This window comes from Roseimicrobium gellanilyticum, assembly GCF_003315205.1.
GTDB lineage: Bacteria > Verrucomicrobiota > Verrucomicrobiia > Verrucomicrobiales > Verrucomicrobiaceae > Roseimicrobium > Roseimicrobium gellanilyticum.
Genome location: NZ_QNRR01000006.1, coordinates 206,239 through 221,891 on the forward strand (window position 1 = coordinate 206,239; position 15,653 = coordinate 221,891).

Consider the following 15,653-nt stretch of genomic DNA (forward strand, 5'->3'; position numbering starts at 1 on the left):
CGTCATCACGGTGAGATGCAACTGCTCGCCCATTGCCCCGAAAAAAACCGTCTGGACGGCTTGATTTCCGACCGTCTGGACGGTATGCATCCGGCAGACTGCATGATTCGCCCTCCACATCCCCTCAAGGACGTCCTGCTCGACGCAGCGGAAACCGTGGCCGCCAGAGAAGGGGTTTCCCGCCTGACGTTTGACGCAGTGGCTTCCGAGGCAGGCGTGAGCAAGGGAGGGCTGCTCCACCACTTCTCCAACAAGGATCACCTCATTGAGGCCATGGTGAAGCGCACGGCGGACGCCTGGCGCAAACATTTCACCGAGTCCTATCAGAGCGTGCCTGAAGGTCCCGGCCGCATGGCACGCGCCATCCTGAAGTGCTGTCTCACAGATGCGCAAACCTGGACGGAGCAGCTCCGGCGCAGCTATGCCGCTGTCTTCGCCGCGCTCGCGCATGACCCGGCGCTCATCCAGCCCATGCGCGAGGCCTATGCCGACCTCTATCGCCTCGTGGCCGAAGATGGCCTGCCCACCAACGTGAGCGAGACCGTGGTCACCGCCATTGATGGTCTCTGGCTGCACTGGGTGCTTCGACTTCGTCCCGTGGATCAATCCGTCATGGATCGTCTCCGCGCCTCCCTGGAAACCCTGCTTAACAATGCCGTGGCTGAGAAAGAAAAGGCCGGCGCTCTCAAATAACCCCCCAAAGCCCAAATCATGAGTGCTGCACGTTGGATCGCATCCGTTGTGTTGATTGGAGCCGTCGCCTCTGGTGGCTACGCTCTTGCCGCGTGGAAACGCAACTCCCTTGAGCAGGCTGCCGCCGCGGCAGCCAGCCAGCCCGAGCCCATGGAGTCGGTGATCGTTGCCGTCGCCGAACAGCGCGAGCACCGCCGGACCACCACGTCCATCGGTACCGTGTTGGCGCTGCGCTCGATCACCCTGCGCAATGAACTCGCTGGCACGGTGGAGAAGGCAACCCTCGTACCCGGTCAGATCGTAGAGGCGGGTACTGTGCTCGTGGCCCAGGATATCTCCGTGGAGCAGGCGGAACTGAAAGCGCAGGAGGCACAGGCCTCACTCGCCGAGGCCACGCTGAAGCGCATGAAACAGCTCTCAGAAAACAAGGCGGCACCGGAGATGGAACTCGATCGCGCGCAGGCCGAGCGTGATGTCGCACTTGCTCAGGTGGCCCGTACGAAAGCGGTGATCGCCCGCAAGATCATCCGCGCCCCCTTCCGCGCTCGCGTGGGCATGGCGGATTTGCACCCCGGTCAGTACCTCGAAGAGGGCACCGAGCTCACGACGCTGCAGGGTGTCGATGGTGCGGTGCACGTGGACTTCACCGTGACCCAGGCCGTCTCCAGCACGCTGAAGGAAGGATTCCCCGTGGAGATCATCAACGTGACCAATGACAAGCCTGTCACGGCAAAGATCGTTGCTCTCGATGCGCGTGTCGATCCCAAGACACGCAACGCAGATGTGCGCGCCAGAATCGATGATGCGAATCAGGCTCCTGCACCTGGTGCTTCCGTGCGTGTCCGCGTGCCTGTCGGAGCTTCCCGCACCGCCGTGGCGGTCCCCATCAGTGCGCTGCGTCGCGGCCCTGAGGGCGACCACGTCTTTGTGATTTCATCCGAAGCCAACGGCGCGAACCGGGCCCACATGCGCCTGGTGCAGAGCGGCGCCGTGAACGGCGACGAGGTGCTCATCGAGTCCGGTCTGAAGCCGGGCGACCGCGTGGCCGCCTCCGGTTCCTTCAAACTGCGCGAGGCTGTGCTCGTCGCGGCAGCCAATGAGGCTCCCAAGGACGCAGGCCAGGCCAACTAAGCAATCAAGCGAGCGGCTCCCGCCGCATCACTCTCCTCCCCACCTTCTTCCTCCACTCCACCGAGGGCCGGAATCTCATGCGCTCATTTACCGACATCTTCATCAAGCACCCTGTGCTCGCGATCGTCGTCAACCTGGTGATTGTCCTCGTTGGCTGGCGGTCCATCAGCTCGCTACCCGTGCAGCAGTATCCGAAGATTGAGAGCTCCTCGATCATCATCACCACGCTGTACTACGGCGCGAGTGCGGAGACCGTGCGAGGTTTCCTCACCACCCCCATCGAGCGTGTGGTCTCGCAGATTGGTGGCGTGGACCATGTGGAGTCCACCAGCCGCGCAGGCATCAGCACGGTAACGGTTCGGCTGAAGCTCAATCACGACATCACCGCAGGCCTTGCGGAAGTCACCGCGCGTCTACAGCAGGTCCGCGCGGAACTTCCCACGGAAGCAGAGCCTCCCGCCGTGGAGGTGCAGCGCGCGGATCGACCCTACGCGACCTTCTACCTGAGCTTCAACTCGACGGAGCGTAGCGTGCCCGCCGTGACAGACTGGCTCCTCCGCACGCTGCAACCGCAGCTCGCCACACTTCCGGGTGTGCAACGTGTGACCATTGAAGGCGGTCGACAGATTGCCATGCGCGTCTGGATTGATCCCGATCGCCTTGCCGCGTTGAACCTCTCTCCCGGTGACGTGCAGGCCGCGCTGCGCCGCAACAACTTCCTCGCGGCCGTGGGACGCACCAAGGGCAACCTCGTGGAGATCAACCTTCTTGCGAACACCGACCTGCGTTCCACAGACGAGTTCGCCAACCTCATCGTAACCGACCGCGATGGAGCCATCGTGCGGCTCAGCGATGTCGCGAAGGTAGAACTCGGCGCCGAAGAGCCGGACATGATTGCGAAGCACAGCAAGAAGGAGGGTGTGTACCTCGGCATCTGGCCCCTCATCGGTTCCAATGAAATCGATGTGGCCAGGAATCTGCAGGAAGAGATGGACCGCATCCGCCCCAACCTGCCGAAGGACATCGAGATGTACCTCGCGTGGGATGGCACCATGTTCATGCGTGACGCGCTGAAGGAAATCAGCAAGACGCTCATCGAGACCGTGCTCATCGTCGGTCTCGCGGTGTTCCTTTTCATGGGATCCATTCGCACGGCACTCGTGCCGCTCATTGCGATGCCCATCTCACTCATCGGCGCGGCAGCGATCATGCTGGCCTGCGGATTCAGCCTGAACCTGCTTACCATCCTCGCCATCGTGCTCTCCGTGGGCCTGGTGGTGGATGACGCCATCGTCGTGGTGGAAAACGTGGAACGCCACGTGCACGAGGGGAAGACACGCATGCAGGCAGCACTCATCGGAGCGCGAGAGCTTCTGGGCCCCATCATCGCAATGACCATCACGCTCGCCACGGTGTATGCGCCGATTGGCTTCCAGGGAGGCCTGACTGGCTCACTCTTCCTGGAGTTCGCCATCACGCTGGCAGCCGCAGTGGTTGTGTCCGGCTTCGTCGCCCTGACACTCTCTCCCGTGATGAGCGCTCACTTCGTTCATGCCAAGGGGAAGGAAGGCTGGCTTACGCGGTTGGTGAACCGCACCTTCGAACGTGTGAAGAATGTCTACGCCAGCATGTTGGATGTGGCCCTGCAGATGCGCACCGTCATTGTGCTCGTTGCCATCGTGGTCATGTTTGCCGCCTGGCCTTTCTACATGTTCTCGGCAAAGGAACTCGCACCCGTGGAAGACCAGAGCCACATCAGCCTCTTCCTCGACACCCCTCCAGATTCCACCATTGAGGCGGCCAATCGTGAGTCACTCAAGCTAGTGGAAGCCGTGACCGCCTTTCCGGAAGCGGAGTACATGTGGTCTCTCACCGCAGGCTGGGGCGGCTTCGGCGGCATGGTGGCGAAGGATTGGAAAAATCGCGGACGCACCACCGCGGAGATGTACGGCGAAGTCTATGGCGCGGTCTCCTCCGTGCCCGGTCTCCGTGTTTTCCCGCGTCTCGACCCACCGCTTCCCACCCCCGGCCAGTATGATGTGGAGCTGGTGCTGCAAACGAACGAGCCACTGGAGAACATGCTCCAAACCGTCGGCGAGATCATCGGCGCTGGTTTCCAGAGCGGCAAGTTCCTCTATGTGGACACAGACCTGAAAATCGACCGTCCCGAAGCGCGGGTCATGATCGACCGCGAGCGCCTCGCGGACCTTGGACTCGACCTCGCGGGCGTGGGCCAGGAACTCGGCACGCTCCTTGGCGGCGCCTATGTGAATCGCTTCAACTACTTCGACCGCAGCTACAAGGTCATCCCCCAGATTGGCGACAACGATCGCGCCGCCGTGGGCCCTCTGCTCGATCTCAAGGTGAAGACTCCCGAAGGCGAACTCGTGCCGGTGTCCACCTTCACCAGCATCGAAGCTCACACCGCGCCACGCACGCTCAACCGCTTCCAGCAACGCAATGCCGTGCGCATCTTCGGTGGCGTGCAACCTGGCGTGACGAAGGAAGAAGGCCTGCGCGTCCTGGAAGAAGCAGCACGAAAGGCCGGCGGCCCAGGCGTCACGCTCGACTATGCAGGCGAGTCCCGCCAGATCCGCCGTGAAGGCTCCGCACTCACCGTGACGCTCGGCTTCGCGGTGGTGCTCATCTACCTCGTGCTCGCCGCGCAATTCCGCAGCTTCCGCGATCCCCTCATCGTGCTGCTCGGCTCCGTGCCGCTCGCCATCTCCGGCGCGCTGATGTTCACCTTCCTCGACTTCACCACAATCAACATCTACTCGCAGGTGGGCCTCATCACGCTGGTGGGCCTGATCGCCAAGAACGGCATCCTGATTGTGCAGTTCGCCAATGAACTCCAGGCGCAAGGCCTGGAGAAGATGGCAGCCCTGCGCGAGGCCTCACTCACGCGCCTGCGCCCGGTGCTCATGACCTCCGCCGCGACCGTCTTCGGCCACTTCCCCCTGGTGCTCGTGACCGGTCCCGGCGCCGAAGCACGTAACAGCATCGGCATCGTGCTTGTGACTGGGATGGTGGTGGGCACCATCTTCACGCTCTTCGTCGTGCCGGTGTTCTACTCACTCATTGCCGGACGCCACCAACCGGAACTCGACACGGACAATCTCGAGGAAGAAACGCCAGTTCCCGCCCTCATCCCAGCAGGAAGCGCTGCGTAACGGAACACCCCTGGTCAGCATTGTCGACCCTTGCACGCATAGACACAAAGCAGCTCGCAAGCATATCCATCGGTCCCGCAGCCGCGCCCTGAAGGGGCGCAGGAGCGCAGCCCAGGGTTAGGGAGCCTCAGCGACCGACACCCTGGGTGCGACAACAAAAATAAGTTTTGACCCTGAAGGGGTCGCGGAGACTTAAGCCTCGCCTGACCGGCCTAGTTATTCGCGTCCATCATCATGGCGCCACCACCTACAGGAGCGGGTGTTGCCGGAGCAGGATTGCCCGCGCCCGGCGCCGGAGTTGGCGTCGCCGGCGCTGCGGGAGCAGCACCGCCGGCTGGAGCAGGTGATGGTGCCGGCGCGCCCTCAGCAGGCTTTTCCGGTTCCGAATGTTTTTCCACACCGGACTCCGTTTTTTCACGCGCCTTCATCAGCACGTCCTTCAGCAGGAATCCACCGGTGACCACGCCGTGGCGCACATGCAGGCCGATAAGAAACGCCAGCAGGAGGAAGAAAAGAAACGTCAGGAATCCCGCGCAACCGGTAGACTCCTTGTACTGTACCGTGCGTGAATACGAAGGCGAGCGGCCGCGCACGCCAGAGGTGCGCGCCATTTGTGCCACCTGCTGGGCAGACCTGCCGCTGCCTTTTGTGGAAGATACGGTGACGCCTGAGGTTGCACTGCTCGGCGGAAGAGCCGGGGCTCCCGGAGGGAGCTTGGAGAAACTTGGCAGCGGAGTCACTGTCGGGATGGCCGGTGCATCCGTCAGATGCACAACGGCCGGGACATCGCCGAATGAAAGCTGGTCACCATCCTCGAGCTTGGCTTCCTCCACTTCCACGCCATTGACTTTGGTGCCATTCGTCGTGCCATGATCCTGCACGTAATAGCTGTCTCCACGGCGCTTCACCGTGGCATGATGGCTGGACACAGACGCGCTGGGAAGCACCACGATGCTGTCGGCATGCCTGCCGATCGTGATGACATCGGAGTCGAGCTCCGTCTCTATTTCAGTACCGTCCTCCAGCGTAAAAACAAGGCGCGCCATGGTGCGTGCGATGAAAGACGGGTTTTTGCCGTCAGCAAGTTTTCGTTTGAACTATCGGGTGCAAACTGAGGCGTGATCGTTATAGTGGCGGACTGGCCAACTGGAATCCGTCAGCGTATCCATGAGTGTGAACGACTTTCCCCATCCCTCACGCCTCTCTCCACGGGCAGGTGCCTGCCTGCCATTGCGCCGATTTCTGGGCGTTCTCGCCGCCTGCGTCCTGATGCCCTTCGCTCCTGTCCGTGCCGATGAAGCATCCCAAGTAGAAGAAGCACTCGTCGAACTCGCCAAGACTCAGGAGTCCCAGGGGTTTGATTTCCGTGCGGACATCTGGGAACGCGAACTCTCACCCGACGTGGGCAAGGCCGTGCGCATCCAGCTCTTCAAGGGTAACGAATACCGGGTGTGTCTCGCCGTGTCTCCGAAGAGTGGCGTGCAAATCGCCTCCCAAGTGCTGGATGCCGAGGGCAAACCCATCGAATCCAAAGCGGAAAAGACTGCTGGTGGCTGGGGGGTGACCCTGCATGTGACCCCCAAACGGACCGGCGTGTACATGGTAACCGTGCGCCATGCCGGTGGCCCCCAAAAGAAGGCCCTGTGCGCCATGATTTCCGGGTACAAATGATTCGCTGAAATACTCGCTGCATCCCGTTTGACACGGCGCTGATCGTGCCTTAAACACTCCGCCCCGCATTTCACACCCGCTTTATGCCGAACATCCGCTCTTCCGAAAAAGACGTCCGCCGTATCAAGGCACGCACCGCGCGCAACAAGGCCACCAAGAGCCGTGTTCGCACCCTCCGGAAGAAAGTCCTCGCGGCGATCGCCAGCGGTGACTCCAAGGCCGCTCAGGAAGCCTACAACAACTTCGCTTCCGCCGCTGACAAGGCCGCCAAGACGAGCACCCTTCACAAGAACACCGCCTCCCGTCTCAAGAGCCGGGTGGCCCAGAAGCTCGGCAAGACCGCCAAGGCCTGAGGCCGAGGCACTCGCCAGACAATTCCAACCCTTGCGGGCAAGAGGCGCGGTATCACACCGCGCCTTGTTTTTTCCAGGCGTGAGCCGTGAGTCCCCCGCTTGACATGGCGCGTATTCAGTAAGACATCCCAACCAAGCATGAGCGACTCCAAAGAACGGTTGAAGCAAGCGGCCAAGATTCTGGAACAACCGTCCGACTATAAGGTGTGCGAGGGCTGCGGCTCCATCGTCACCCTGCGAACTTTTCACTGCCCGAGCTGCCACGGCTACCGGTTCGATGAAACCGCCGAACGCGTGATTGCCCAAGCCCAAATGCTGGCCAAGCGGAAGGCCAATTCCGTCCTGTCTTCGGACATGGCCTGATTTTTCTGTCTCAGAAGCACCCTGGCCGGTGGAACCGGCCCCTTGTTTTCCATGCGGAGCCCGTCTTTTGAGGGCCTCCGCCTTCTTTTTTGAGGGGCCATAATTGCCCTGCTTTTGAGGGAGTTCGGTGTGTACGGCGTACCGACGACACCCCTGCGGGCAAAAATGTTCAATTTTAGGGCACTTTTCGTGCCCGATCGTGCGAAAAAAACTTCACAGCTGGGAAAAGCTCGCTACTTTCGGCGCTCGAAATACACCTTTTCCGACGTCACGGATTCGTCCGTGGAGCTGGCAGTGGTGGTATTTCAACCGACTAACACCAACCAAACCAAAACACACTGCATGAAACTCCGCTCCCTGCTTACCCCGGCACTGTCGCTGCTGGCCGCGTCGGCTTTCGCCGGCTCCCCTGGCAAGGCTCCCGTCCCGGTTCAGGCTCCTGCCGCTGAAGAACCCCTCGGCATCACGGCCTCCATCGCTTACGACTCACACTACGTGTTCCGTGGCGTGCTGTTCGCTGAGAACCTGGTCTCCACCTCCCTGGACGCCACCATCCCGGTGACCGACGTGATCTCCGTCAACGCTGGCGCCTGGTTCGGCACCTCCGCTGATGACTCCGGCGTGTTCGGCAACCCTCCTGGTTCCTTCCATGAGCTCGACCTCTATGGCGCCGTGATGGCTGACCTGGGCGCCGTGAACGTGGGCCTCAAGTACACCCACTACTTCTACTTCGGCGACGTTGAGTCCGGCGTGGAAGACGTGAATGAACTTGGCATCGTGGCTACCGCAGCCCTCGGTCCTGTGGACGTGAGCGGCGGCGCTTACTACGACTGGACCACCGAAGGCTTCTACTTCGAAGTCGGCGTGTCCCACACCTTCGCGATCACCGACCGTATCAGCCTCGTCCCCGGAGCCCTCGTCTCCCTCGGCGATGACTACTACGGCGTGAGCAGCTTCAACCACGTGAAAGTGGGCGTTGCCGCTCCGATCAAGCTGACCAGCACCGCTACCCTCACCCCCTACATCGCTGGCAACCTTCCTCTGGAAGACCTCGATGACGCCGGTGAAGAAGACCGCATCTACGGCGGCGTGAGCCTCAGCATCACGTTCTAATTCACTTGGAACACCTTCTCTGAGCTCGAAAGAGTTCAAAGTACCCAGCCCTCCGGAGCAATCCGGAGGGCTTTTTCATTTAGGAGGTTGGGCGTCCCGCCTGCCAATGGACGCTGGGCCTCCGGCCTGACGACAAACGACGAAGAACGCGCGCCGCACCATTGCCGCCTCCCCAGCAGCCCTCCGCATCTCCGCATCTCCGCATCTCCGCTTCTCCGCTTCTCCGAGTCTCTGCCTCTGCGCCCACCTCACCACCCCCGCAGCTTCACATGCACCTGCGACACCTTCCCCATGTAGTGGTCCATTTTGTACTCCGTCGCAGACTTCACCATGTGCGCCTTGGCCTTCTCCTTCTCACCGAGCGCCTCATAGTACAGCCCGAGATACAGGTGCGCATAGCACAGGTGATTCTTCTTCACCTCCTCACTCCCATCATCGGCAGACGCCGCCTTCAGCACGGCCTCTTCACTTCCTTTCCCCGCGAAGAGATCATGCACCTCCTTCATCGGCACCCGTGCATCGCCTGAGATGGGAATCAACACCTTCCGTGCCGCCTCCACCCCCTCGGACTTCGCCACGCAGATGAAATGCCACGCCGCATTCTCCACGTCATTGCTATTCACCGTCTGGTGCAGCTCGAATTGCTTGCGTCCCTCCTTGTAGTCCTCCGCATAGTACAGAGAAAGCCCCCGCTGCCAGAGCTGCGGTGCTGCGGTAGGCTCCAGTGAAATGACCTTGTCGAACGCCACGACCGACTCCTTGGGTTTCGCGTCAAAGAATGCCTGCACTCCCTCCCGAAACCACGTATCCGCATTCTTCTCCTGCCCGCGAGCCATCGAACTCAGCAGAAGCAGGGCACAAAAGCCAAGGACACAGGGGATGAAGGGACGTTTCATGGGATGCTGATTACTTTTGCCGGATGTAAGACAAAATGTCAGCCACATGCTGCGGCGTCAGCAACATTTCCAAACCCTCCGGCATCAGGGATTTGGTATTGCCACCCTGCTTGGTGATATCCGCACGCAGAATCGTCTCCAGCCCCCCGGTCGTGCGCACGGTCAGACTGTTGGGCGTTTCCTCCGTCACGAGTCCAATGACATCACGCCCCTGCTTCGTGGTAATCGTCTGCGTCGTGTAGCGCGCCTCGACCGCGCGGTTCGGATCCATGATGGCCTCGATGATCTGCTCCACCGGCTTCGCCGCCACCATGCCCAGGTCCGGTCCGATTTCCACGCCTTCATTCTTCAGCCGATGACACGCGGAGCAGAGGTTCGTGTACAGCGCATGACCTGTCGTGGGATTGCCCGTGAGTTGCGCCGCACTGCCATACTGCTTCACCACCTTCTCGCGGTCCGGATTGGCATTGGTGAGTACCATGGGCGCCGGCGCGGCAGCGCGTTTCGGCTCCGCCTTGAGCGCCGTCTGCCAGGTCTTGATGTCGGCGGCCAATTCCTTCTCATGCCTGGGCACGGCGGTAAGGATCGCCGCGAGCACATCCTTGTTTCCTTCATCTCGCTTGGCCAGCGCCCGCAGCACCCTGGGCACACGCACATCGGAAGACTCCCCCAGCGAGAGAGCCACCTGCACTCGCACACGGAGGTCCGGGTCTTCTGCGAGCTTGCAGACCTGCGCCAGGATTTCCTCTTCTCCCAAATGAGCTTCGCTGAGCTTCACCGCATGCACCCGCGTCAGAGGCAGGGACGACTTCAGTGCAAACTCCAGATCTGCGGACTTGAGCTCTCGCAGGGTATGCAGTGTCCAGAGCGCCCGCACGTTGACCACATCAGGAAATGGAGGCGGCACCTCCGCGGAGCCTTCCACCATGCCTGAGGCAATGGGCGCGGCTTCGGTGGCATTCCGCTCGATGAGCAATCGCTGCGCCGTGTCCGCCTTCCAGCCGTTGTTGCTGCCCAGGTTGTAGATCAGGGAGACATTGCTGCCCGGGTCCCAGGCAAGCCGGTCCTCTCCTTCCCAAGGATAGACAACCCTTTCCTTTTCCAGACTCTCGGGCCGGATGCGATAGATCCTCCCCTTGTCCTCACCTGCACGCAGATCCATGTGCGCCTGCATCTGCTTGGGAATCCACTCCGGATGCTCCAGCACGAGTCGATACATATCCACCACATAGAGACATCCATCCGGGCCCGTGCGCGCCATGGTTGGGCGGAACCACGGATCCTCACTGGCGAGGAACTCACTGTCCTTCTCATCTTCGGCGCGATGTCCGGTGAAACTGATGCCGTCCGGCTGCAGCACTTCGCGATGCACCAGATTGTTTGCCGGCTCGGGTACAAAGATGGAGTTGCGATAACCTTCGCCAAACACCGTGTCACGATAAGGCATGGCATTGCACGCGGAGGTCAGCGTATTCACAGCATCCGGCCAATTCAGCCTGCGCATCTGCGTGGCAATGGGAAAGACGCGCTTGTTGTCGTCACCTGTGTTCATCACGCGACGCAGGGTCGGCACAGCGAGCTTGGGGTTCCTTGCCACATAGCGCTCATCCATGAAGTAGTGCCAGCCCATGGAGCTGTTGCTGGAGCCAAACCAGTTCCCGGCATCATCGCGCCAGCGGCCGCATTGGGTCTTTCCTGGTTGGAGTTGAAACTCCCGCGTGACGGGATTGAACCGGAAGTCGCGTCCACTCAGGTCATGCACAGCGCCGCCCTTCACCGATTGAATCGTGCCGCCACTGTCCCCATTCGCCCCGTAGAACCAGCCATCCAGTCCCCAGCAGAGGCCGTTTGCCAGGTGCTGTGAGTTCCCCTTGTTGAATCCGACGTACCACGTCTCCCGCACATCAGCCTTGCCATCACCATTGGTATCCGCAGCAAAGAAGAGCTCGCCACCTGCGAGTGCGAAGATGCCATTCTTCCATGGTGCCAGGCCGGTGGGATTCTGCAGTTCATCCAGAAACAACGAGGCCTTGTCGTAGACTCCGTCACGATCGGTGTCCTCAAGGATCTTGATGCGGCCACCGGGCTTCCCCTGGCCATCCACGCCCAGTGGATAGTCCGCCATCTCCACCACCCACATGCGGCCCTTTTCATCCCAATCGATGAAGATGGGATCCTGCACCATCGGCTCCTGAGCCACGAGCTCCGCCACGAAACCCTTTTTGACACGAAGCGCGCGCAGCGATTCCTCTGGACTGCGCGGTGGCGGCCCCGGCTGCTTGAGAAGCTGCTCATAGGTGATGCGTCGCACCACGCCTGGCAGCCTGTCCGTGTCCTCATTCTGCACCCACATGGATCCGTGCTTGAACCACACACCGTTGTTCGTGCCATCGGCCCGCACGATTTGTGGAATCGAGTTGGCATCGCCCGCCTTTCCTTCACGCATGACAAAGGTCCACCCCACACGCCAATCCACGTTCTTCTTCTCGGTGGGATTGTAGATGTACACACCGTAGCGCTCGGCATTGGAGAAGACGATGTCATCATGGCCATCGCCATTGAGATCCACGAAGCGCACCCCGTTGTCGCGCCCCTGCGCGTCCACCACCTTCACACCTTCAGGCAGCGGAGCCTCGGCCATCTTGCGTGGCTGCGGACGATGCTTGCTGATGTCCAGCTTCGCCAGCCTGTCCCCCGCCTCCTTCATGCTGAGAAAGCGCACTCTCTTCCCATACTTCGTGTGCGCGTACTGGATGAACTCCACCATCTGCGACGCCTGGATCCAGCCGTGCGGATGAATGCACAGGTTCATCATGCCCTTCTTGAGCACAATGATATCGAGCGCCGCCTTCCAATCATCCACGGTCGCATCGTTGTTCTTCCCCTGGAAATTCTGCGCCAGCCAGTCACTCGGCATGGTGATGGGCAGTTCCCAGCAACGCTCACCAATCACATACGGGTAAGGATAGTCCTCGATGTAAGTCCCAAAGTTCTGCATGGACTTCACCACATGCGCCGGCTGGGGGTTGTAATACTTCCAGAAACGTTCGCGCCCCTGGGCATCCATGGTGAGTTCCTGAGGCACGGATTTGTCCTTGCTGGTCAGGATGCACGCCACCGAGGAATCCAGCGTGAGGAAGTTCCCCACAGATGTCTTCTTGTGGAAGATCTCCGCATAGAAGCGCGGGCTCGGGCTGTTCATGGAGTCGCAGCACGGCATGCGATAACACACCGGCTTTCCTCCGGGGATCTGGCTGAGCAAATCTATGCACCCATCCACCGTCGCCTTCGCCGCGGCGAAGTCCCCTTTCTGCAGCAGCGGACACGGGTGTTTCAAGGTGTGCACCTCCATGCTCACCCCTTCCTTCAGCCACACCTGAAGCTGCGGATCATCCGGCGGCACTTCACACGTAAAGATGCTGAACGGTGCCCGCCCACCGCTCACCTCCTTCAGCTTTTCCAGGATAGGGCGAATGAAGGCTTCGTACTTCGCTGTGTCCCGCATGTCATCGATGGAGATTGTGATGGCAGCGTCGACACCCTCTTCACCAATCCACTCAGGGGTGGTCAGCTTGGGCGAATCACGTTCCGGCCAGAACGGATCCACTTCGTTGCCCTGCACAGGCAGTGGACCTGTCAGAAACACCAGGGCAGACGCGAGGAACAAGACACGGAGCATCTGGACGAAACGCCGCACCCGGCTGGAAAATGTCAGGTCCCTGCATCGACAATCTTCCCTGCTGAAGCTAGGCTTTGCAGCGCAACTCACAAAGGTCCTGATGCCAGGTATCAAAGACAGTCTCTCGAAGGCCTGCCGGGTGATTGGCATACTTGCCTTGATGGCGGCTGTTCCCCTCTTGCTCTGGCTCGGCACACAGGAGGTTCATTGGTCCTTCCCGACCCTTCAGATCAACAGCCCTGCCGCAGGCCGGGAATTGGAACGAGCCGTTTCGTTCCTGGTCGAGAAGGTGGAGGAGCGTCTGCCAGACTACATTGTCCGCTACGACTCCACTTCGGACAGCTACACCTTCACTCCCAAAAGTGGCGGCACGCCTGAGGCCGTCACCTCGGCCGAACTCAAACAATACGTGCAGAATGGCAACTTCCGAGAGCGCACCTTTGGGTTCGTGGTGCCCGCCGATCCAAGAGCTGAAGCTCCGAAAAACACCTACGATCCTGCCTCGCCACTGCGCGCGGCCCTGGGCGTGGGAGGTGCCAAGTTGGAGTTTATCGTGGAGACAACCCAGAAACCGCCGGGCTTCTGAAAGCGCCTCGTCCTCAAATCGGCCCAAAGACCTTCTCCCGCACGGCCACCACGGCATCCAGCACATCGTTCGCCTCAGCACGGAGCTTGGCGTTGAGGCTGCTGGTGGCTCGGTTGTAGCGTTTGTACAGGAAGGCCAGACGCGTCCGGACCTCGTCCTTGCTCATCTTCGCAGTGACACCGCAAATCTCCTCAGGCGACGGCCCCACCGGTTGCGCCGGGGCCTTAGGTTGCAGTGCCTGCGGTTGAGCGGGCGCTGGTGCCGGTGTGGGACTCTCAGGAGCAGCCGGCGCCGATTTCTTTGCCTCTCCTTCAGTAGGTGCCAGCGGCACGGGTGCGCGGGATGATTTCTCACGTCCCACGCTGGTCACCTTGGAGAGGACACTATCCCCATTGCTGCCATTGCGCGACTGGGCTGGCTTCTCCGCAGGAGCCTCCTTGGTTTTGAAGATGGTCTTGAGCTTCTCGAACATGCTGGGGGAGGGTTTCAAAAGTTCTCGCTACTCAATGCGCAGTTGCCGCAGCATGGAGCCGCGGTTCTCCAGCTCCTCATCCGTGAGGATGCCGGCGCCCTTGTAGGTCACGGCGATTTCCTGGGAGCGACCGCTTTCTTTGTCTACCACGAGGGCGCGCACACGCTGGTTTTCATCGTAGCTATAGGTCACTGCCACCTCGCATCCCGCAGGACGATTCGGTGGCACTTCGAGCGTGATCTTGCCAATCACATCCACGAAGCGCGGGTCCTCATCTTCACCTTGCGTGATGTCCACCTCAATGAAACGCTCGTTGGCATCGGAGGTGATGTAGATCTGCGTGTGCGAGCAGGGGATGGGTGTGTTCTTCGGGATGACGATCGAGTTCTTCACCCCCTCCTCACCCGTGGTTTGATTCACGATGTAAGCCAGGGTGCCATAGCTGGCATTGCACACTTCGCGCACGCGCGCGGACTTCCTTGCGAAGAGCGCCGCGCCCAGGGCCACGGCTTCATCCACATTGCCGCAAGACTTGGGCGCCTTGCCAAAGAAACGTTCCAGCGCGATCTTCACCTTCGGGATGCGGGTGGAACCTCCCACCAGCACGACGTGATCGATGTCCCTGGGCTTCAGATTCACCCCTGCGAGCGCCTGCTCCACCAGCATGATGGCGCGGGTGAGCAGCTTTGTCACAAGCCTCTCAAACTGATCCCTGGTGAAGTCGATGCGCGCAATGCCATTCACATCGTTGCCGATGGTGTCATTCACGCGCTGCAGCTTGCTGAGCATCTTCTTCGCATCCTCGGCCGCATTCAGCACACGGCGGCGCTGGCGTTCATCCGTGAAGAGCTCGGCGCTGGTCTGCTTGCGATACTCATCCGCATAGAGATCCAGAAGCTGTTCGTCAAAGTTTGAACCTCCGAGGTGGCGGGCGCCTTCACTGGTCATGATGCGGAAGCCGTCGCCATCCACCTCGAGAATCGTCACATCCAGCGTGCCTCCGCCCAGATCAAATACCAGCACCTTGCCACGCACCCCCTGGCTGTGTGCGTAGTACACCGCGGCGGCGGTTGGTTCATTCACCAGGCGCCGCACCTTCATGCCGGCCATCTCGCTCGCAGCAATGGTGCTCTTGCGTGCCAGCTCATTGAAGTTCGCCGGCACTGTGATCACCGCCTCCTTGATGTCACCCACAATGCGCGAGCACTCACGCTTGAGCTTGCTCAGAATCAGCGCGGAGACTTCCGCAGGCGTCCACTTCTTCCCGTCGATCTCCACGAAATAATCCGGGTCATCCATGTGCCGCTTGATCTGGTAGATCGTACGGTTGGGATCCCCGCCATCGCGAGCGGAACTGCCCACCAGCTTCACCTCCTCATGCGCATCAAAGTAGACGACTGAGGGCGTTAGCCGTTCTCCGTCTGCATTGGGGACGATTTCAGGATGTCCATCCGGCTTGAGATAAGCCAGACCAGACAATGTGGTGCCGAGGTCGATGCCGACAAATTCCGCCATGATTCGAG

The 15,653-nt window shown here is 60.7% G+C and carries 13 protein-coding genes; 8 read left to right on the plus strand and 5 right to left on the minus strand.

What is annotated here, in order from left to right; all coding sequences use genetic code 11:
* The first annotated feature begins 102 nt into the window (after nucleotides 1-102).
* From DES53_RS17660 to DES53_RS17670, 3 genes are all read left to right on the plus strand, one after another.
* Nucleotides 103-693: a TetR/AcrR family transcriptional regulator gene (locus DES53_RS17660; RefSeq protein WP_211325593.1), complete on the plus strand. Its 591-nt coding sequence runs from the start codon at nucleotides 103-105 to the stop codon at nucleotides 691-693.
* 18 nt (nucleotides 694-711) lie between these two features.
* Nucleotides 712-1,824, plus strand: coding sequence for an efflux RND transporter periplasmic adaptor subunit (locus DES53_RS17665; protein WP_113959613.1), 1,113 nt, complete (start codon nucleotides 712-714; stop codon nucleotides 1,822-1,824).
* 77 nt (nucleotides 1,825-1,901) lie between these two features.
* On the plus strand, nucleotides 1,902-4,997 hold the full coding sequence (locus DES53_RS17670) for an efflux RND transporter permease subunit (RefSeq protein ID WP_113959614.1): 3,096 nt from the start codon (nucleotides 1,902-1,904) through the stop codon (nucleotides 4,995-4,997).
* 212 nt (nucleotides 4,998-5,209) lie between these two features.
* On the opposite strand, the gene DES53_RS17675 is transcribed toward DES53_RS17670, so the two are convergent.
* On the minus strand, nucleotides 5,210-6,043 hold the full coding sequence (locus tag DES53_RS17675; RefSeq protein ID WP_113959615.1) for an FHA domain-containing protein: 834 nt from the start codon (nucleotides 6,041-6,043) through the stop codon (nucleotides 5,210-5,212).
* A 121-nt stretch (nucleotides 6,044-6,164) separates the two neighbouring features.
* On the opposite strand from DES53_RS17675, the gene DES53_RS17680 reads away from it, so the two are divergent.
* The 4 genes from DES53_RS17680 to DES53_RS17695 all read left to right on the plus strand — a co-directional run bounded on the left by DES53_RS17680 (nucleotide 6,165) and on the right by DES53_RS17695 (nucleotide 8,497).
* Nucleotides 6,165-6,668, plus strand: coding sequence for a hypothetical protein (locus DES53_RS17680; RefSeq protein WP_147263458.1), 504 nt, complete (start codon nucleotides 6,165-6,167; stop codon nucleotides 6,666-6,668).
* Between the two features lie 83 nt (nucleotides 6,669-6,751).
* A complete protein-coding gene (gene rpsT / locus DES53_RS17685; RefSeq protein WP_113959617.1) occupies nucleotides 6,752-7,021 on the plus strand; it encodes a 30S ribosomal protein S20 in 270 nt (89 codons plus the stop codon).
* Nucleotides 7,022-7,159: 138 nt separating this feature from the next.
* Nucleotides 7,160-7,384, plus strand: coding sequence for a hypothetical protein (locus tag DES53_RS17690; protein WP_113959618.1), 225 nt, complete (start codon nucleotides 7,160-7,162; stop codon nucleotides 7,382-7,384).
* Nucleotides 7,385-7,726: 342 nt separating this feature from the next.
* On the plus strand, nucleotides 7,727-8,497 hold the full coding sequence (locus DES53_RS17695; protein WP_170157193.1) for a TorF family putative porin: 771 nt from the start codon (nucleotides 7,727-7,729) through the stop codon (nucleotides 8,495-8,497).
* A gap of 248 nt (nucleotides 8,498-8,745) precedes the next feature.
* Here the strand turns inward: DES53_RS17695 and DES53_RS17700 are convergent, their stop codons facing one another.
* Nucleotides 8,746-9,393, minus strand: coding sequence for a tetratricopeptide repeat protein (locus DES53_RS17700; protein ID WP_113959620.1), 648 nt, complete (start codon nucleotides 9,391-9,393; stop codon nucleotides 8,746-8,748).
* A gap of 10 nt (nucleotides 9,394-9,403) precedes the next feature.
* Complete coding sequence (locus tag DES53_RS17705) at nucleotides 9,404-13,072, minus strand: PVC-type heme-binding CxxCH protein (protein ID WP_170157194.1); 3,669 nt, start codon at nucleotides 13,070-13,072, stop codon at nucleotides 9,404-9,406.
* 100 nt (nucleotides 13,073-13,172) lie between these two features.
* On the opposite strand from DES53_RS17705, the gene DES53_RS17710 reads away from it, so the two are divergent.
* Nucleotides 13,173-13,658, plus strand: a complete 486-nt coding sequence (locus DES53_RS17710) for a hypothetical protein (RefSeq protein ID WP_170157195.1) — start codon at nucleotides 13,173-13,175, stop codon at nucleotides 13,656-13,658.
* A gap of 13 nt (nucleotides 13,659-13,671) precedes the next feature.
* On the opposite strand, the gene DES53_RS17715 is transcribed toward DES53_RS17710, so the two are convergent.
* Both DES53_RS17715 and DES53_RS17720 read right to left on the minus strand, forming a co-directional pair.
* Nucleotides 13,672-14,130 (minus strand): hypothetical protein, encoded by a 459-nt coding sequence (locus DES53_RS17715; RefSeq protein ID WP_113959623.1) that lies wholly within the window; start codon nucleotides 14,128-14,130, stop codon nucleotides 13,672-13,674.
* A gap of 27 nt (nucleotides 14,131-14,157) precedes the next feature.
* Entirely contained in the window at nucleotides 14,158-15,645 is a 1,488-nt protein-coding gene (locus tag DES53_RS17720; protein WP_113959624.1) for an Hsp70 family protein, read from the minus strand.
* Nucleotides 15,646-15,653: the final 8 nt, after the last annotated feature.

Excerpts from the sequence above, each read along its gene's own strand:
- DES53_RS17720 (WP_113959624.1), bottom strand. The coding sequence starts at position 15,645 with ATGGCGGAATTTGTCGGCATCGACCTCGGCACCACATTGTCTGGTCTG.
- DES53_RS17675 (WP_113959615.1), bottom strand. The coding sequence starts at position 6,043 with ATGGCGCGCCTTGTTTTTACGCTGGAGGACGGTACTGAAATAGAGACG.
- rpsT (WP_113959617.1), top strand. The coding sequence starts at position 6,752 with ATGCCGAACATCCGCTCTTCCGAAAAAGACGTCCGCCGTATCAAGGCA.
- DES53_RS17670 (WP_113959614.1), top strand. The coding sequence starts at position 1,902 with ATGCGCTCATTTACCGACATCTTCATCAAGCACCCTGTGCTCGCGATC.
- DES53_RS17695 (WP_170157193.1), top strand. The coding sequence starts at position 7,727 with ATGAAACTCCGCTCCCTGCTTACCCCGGCACTGTCGCTGCTGGCCGCG.
- DES53_RS17705 (WP_170157194.1), bottom strand. The coding sequence starts at position 13,072 with ATGCTCCGTGTCTTGTTCCTCGCGTCTGCCCTGGTGTTTCTGACAGGT.
- DES53_RS17680 (WP_147263458.1), top strand. The coding sequence starts at position 6,165 with ATGAGTGTGAACGACTTTCCCCATCCCTCACGCCTCTCTCCACGGGCA.
- DES53_RS17715 (WP_113959623.1), bottom strand. The coding sequence starts at position 14,130 with ATGTTCGAGAAGCTCAAGACCATCTTCAAAACCAAGGAGGCTCCTGCG.
- DES53_RS17690 (WP_113959618.1), top strand. The coding sequence starts at position 7,160 with ATGAGCGACTCCAAAGAACGGTTGAAGCAAGCGGCCAAGATTCTGGAA.
- DES53_RS17660 (WP_211325593.1), top strand. The coding sequence starts at position 103 with ATGATTCGCCCTCCACATCCCCTCAAGGACGTCCTGCTCGACGCAGCG.
- DES53_RS17710 (WP_170157195.1), top strand. The coding sequence starts at position 13,173 with ATGCCAGGTATCAAAGACAGTCTCTCGAAGGCCTGCCGGGTGATTGGC.
- DES53_RS17700 (WP_113959620.1), bottom strand. The coding sequence starts at position 9,393 with ATGAAACGTCCCTTCATCCCCTGTGTCCTTGGCTTTTGTGCCCTGCTT.
- DES53_RS17665 (WP_113959613.1), top strand. The coding sequence starts at position 712 with ATGAGTGCTGCACGTTGGATCGCATCCGTTGTGTTGATTGGAGCCGTC.